Origin of the sequence: Brunnivagina elsteri CCALA 953 (genome assembly GCF_002289455.1) — a bacterium.
Taxonomy (GTDB): Bacteria; Cyanobacteriota; Cyanobacteriia; order Cyanobacteriales; family Nostocaceae; genus Brunnivagina; species Brunnivagina elsteri.
Window position 1 is genome coordinate 1 of record NZ_NTFS01000698.1, and the last position, 1,787, is coordinate 1,787.

A 1,787-nucleotide genomic window follows, 5' to 3' on the forward strand; every position below is an offset into this window, starting at 1 on the left:
AGCTAACATAGATTTGATATTAGGAAAAAAACAATGGTAGTTTTTGGGCTGAACTCAGCCAGTATTCTGGCTCAGGTAAATGTGGGGGCAACTCCAGCCACTTTTCTAGGGATTTTCCTGGCTGTGGCTGGGGCAGCTCTGTATTTTGTCCGCAATGTTAAACCCGATTTAGCTCGCGATCACGATATATTTTTTGCCGCAGTTGGTTTGCTGTGTGGTTTTATCTTGATATTTCAAGGTTGGCGCTTAGACCCAATTTTGCAGTTTCTTCAATTAATGCTCGTGGGTTCGATTGTGTTTTTCGCTTACGAGAGTATTCGTTTGCGGAGCATTGCCACAGAACAAGCTAGACGTAATACCCCAATTGTCGATCGCGATCGCGATGTCAGCGACGATTATCAATACAGTAAACCTCGCCGTAATAGTCGTGCCGAAAGAGATGTTATGGGGGCAAAACCTCTTCCTTACTACGAGGAGGAAGATGATTATGAAGAACGTCCACGAATTTCTGGTAGTCGGGAAGAACGTCGTGGTTCTGGCGGTTATGATGAGTATGAAGATGATGTTCCCCGGCGTTCGTCCCGTCGTGTTAGTAGCGAAAGAAATGACGAGCCAGTAAATGATAAACCTCGTCGTCGAAACCCATCTCGTCCTGCCACCAGTCGCAATAGTGAACGTTCTGGTGAGGATGATTGGAATTCCTCTCCTGCTCCCAAACAAAACGATGATTGGGAAAATCCCAGTAGAGACGATCGCAGAGCATCCTCTCCACGTCGAGGTAGTAACGGTTCCTCCCGTCCAGAGATTCGCGACGATGAGATGGTTCAACCCAAACCAAGACGACGTAGACCTTCTGGGGAATCAACTCCACGGCGCGATCGCGAGGATGATGAGCAAATTCCTAATGCTGATTATACCGATTACGTTGACTATAAACCCCTAGAAAAACCCGAAGATAAGTCGGACAGACCGAATAATGATTTTGATGATGACGTGTCTATTAGCTAATTTATATTGGGTTAGCAAAGGCACAAAAGGCGATGGACAATAGTTAAGGTGAAAAAACTTATACCTAGATTTCGACTCCAAATAAAAATATATTGGAGTCTAATTTTTAGCCTGACTTTACTTACTTCTTGTAGCTCCGAAAATATACCAACAGGTCCGACATCGCTCAACAGTCGCTTCACAGAAGAACAGCCCTCGTTGAGCGGTAACGGACGTTTTTTGGCTTTTGTTTCTAATCGCAATGGCGCTCACCAGTTGTTGGTGTACGATTTACAGCAGCAGCAATTCCTTCGTACCCAGGGTTTAAGCCGACCCAATACTATTGTTGAAAGTCCAAGTCTTAGTTATACCGGGCGTTACATTACTTACATTACTAGCGACCAAGGTAGACCAGTTGTAGCGCTGTACGATCGCGCAGCCCAACAGTCGCAAATACTCACTCCTATCTATCGAGGTTGGGCAAGAAACCCCAAGATTAGCCCGGATGGAAGATATGTAGTTTTTGAAACCAGCGCTCGTGGTCAGTGGGATATTGAAGTACTTGACCGAGGACCAAATATTGAGTTAGATATTCCCAATGGTGTGAATGTCAATGCACCTTAAAACAATTCGCAATACTCCGAAGCGGAGAAGCAAGCTACGCAATACTCGCGGAGCGAGAAGCAAGCTACGTAATACTCGCAGAGCGAGAAGCTAAAGCTACGCAATTATGTTTTGTAACGGAGAGAAGTTTGTGGGGACGGAATACGACACACAAAACTACCCTAGCCCTTTCTAGG

The 1,787-nt window shown here is 45.4% G+C and carries 2 protein-coding genes; both read left to right on the forward strand.

Annotation, left to right across the window (positions count from 1 at the left end; all coding sequences use genetic code 11):
• Positions 1 to 33 precede the first annotated feature (33 nt).
• On the forward strand, positions 34 to 1,008 hold the full coding sequence (locus CK510_RS29980) for a Ycf66 family protein (RefSeq protein WP_095725068.1): 975 nt from the start codon (positions 34 to 36) through the stop codon (positions 1,006 to 1,008).
• Positions 1,009 to 1,056: 48 nt separating this feature from the next.
• Positions 1,057 to 1,611 carry a TolB family protein gene (locus CK510_RS29985; protein WP_095725069.1) on the forward strand — a complete coding sequence of 185 codons (555 nt, stop codon included), beginning with the start codon at positions 1,057 to 1,059 and terminating at the stop codon, positions 1,609 to 1,611.
• Positions 1,612 to 1,787 lie beyond the last annotated feature (176 nt).